At 63.9% G+C, this 1,269-nt stretch carries 2 protein-coding genes; both read left to right on the top strand.

Annotation, left to right across the window (positions count from 1 at the left end; translation table 11 throughout):
• Nucleotides 1–51 precede the first annotated feature (51 nt).
• Nucleotides 52–360, top strand: coding sequence for a transposase (locus tag JKL48_RS22805; RefSeq protein ID WP_201987708.1), 309 nt, complete (start codon nt 52–54; stop codon nt 358–360).
• Nucleotides 357–1,256 carry an IS3 family transposase gene (locus JKL48_RS22800; protein ID WP_201987710.1) on the top strand — a complete coding sequence of 300 codons (900 nt, stop codon included), beginning with the start codon at nt 357–359 and terminating at the stop codon, nt 1,254–1,256. Before JKL48_RS22805 ends, JKL48_RS22800 begins: the two co-directional genes overlap by 4 nt.
• The last annotated feature ends 13 nt before the right edge of the window (nt 1,257–1,269 follow it).

The raw sequence follows: 1,269 nt of genomic DNA, 5'->3' as shown, positions 1-1,269 counted from the left end.
TGAGGTGGTCGGGTAAATCTGGACAGAATAGGGTCTTATCTTTCGAATGTCATGAAAGACAGCCCTTCACCCAACAAACGTCGGCGTTATGATGCCGCCTTTCGTGCCGAAGCGTTGCGCCTGGCCGAGCAGAGTCGCTCGACCCAGGCGGCCGCCCGGGCGCTAAATGTCAGCCCGAAGCTGCTGTATAAGTGGCAAAAAGAGGCGCTTACCCCCGTAGCGGCGGCTCGCGGGGCGGAGCTGGACCCGGCCACGGCGGCCGAGTTGCGCCAGCTGCGCGCCCTGGCTCGGCGGCAGGCGCAGGAGCTGGACATTTTAAAAAAAGCCATTGCCATCTTCTCGGTGACCGACAACCCATGAGCCACTATCGTTTTATCGAGGCACAGCGGGGGCAGCACCCGGTGCGCCTGCTCTGCCAGGTGCTCGGCGTGCCAGCCAGTGGCTACTACGCCTGGCAACAAAGTCAGCACCAAGAAGTAGCGCAACGTGAACCGGCGTGGGAAACGGCGCTGGTCAAGGTCTTTGGTCGGCATAAACGCCGCTACGGCACGCGCCGGCTCCAAGTCGCCTTGCGCCGCAAAGGTTACCGCGTCGGTCGCCAGCGCCTGCGCGTGGCCATGCGCCGCCGGGGCTTGCACGCGCTGCAACCCAAGGCCTTCACCCCGCGCACGACTGACTCGACCCACGGGCTACGCTGCGCGCCGAACCGGCTGCTCGACCAGCCCAGGCCTACGCAGGCCAACCGGGCCTGGGTCAGCGACATCACGTGCCTGCCCCTGGCCACCGGCGCGTGGGCCTACCTGTGCGCGTTTCAGGACATGGCCAGCAAGCAGGTGGTCGGCTGGCACGTGATGGCCTCTATGCCCGAGGAATTGGTAACCCGTGCCTTACAACGGGCCTTTTGGGCCCAGCCGCCCACGCCCGGCTTGCTCGTCCACTCGGACCGCGGCGGGCAGTATTGCGGCAACGCCTACCGCCAACTGCTCCACCACCACGGAGCCCTGCGCTCACAGAGCCGCCGCGGCGACTGCTACGACAACGCGCAGGCCGAAAGCCTCTGGTCCCGCCTCAAAACGGAGGTGCTTGAGCTCCGCGAGCGGCCCGTTTTTGCTGATTTGGCTGACGCGCAACGCAGCGTGGCTGACTATTTTGACTATTACAATCACGAGCGTCTGCACTCCAGCATCGACTACCAGACGCCGTATCACACTCACCAACAACTCCTTCAACTTAACGCCCTAAACTGTCCAGCGTAAATGGACCACCTCA

Source organism: Hymenobacter rubidus, assembly GCF_016734815.1.
Lineage (GTDB): Bacteria > Bacteroidota > Bacteroidia > Cytophagales > Hymenobacteraceae > Hymenobacter > Hymenobacter rubidus.
The sequence above is the reverse complement of the archived record's forward strand: the minus strand, read 5'-3'. Positions and strand labels throughout refer to the sequence as shown.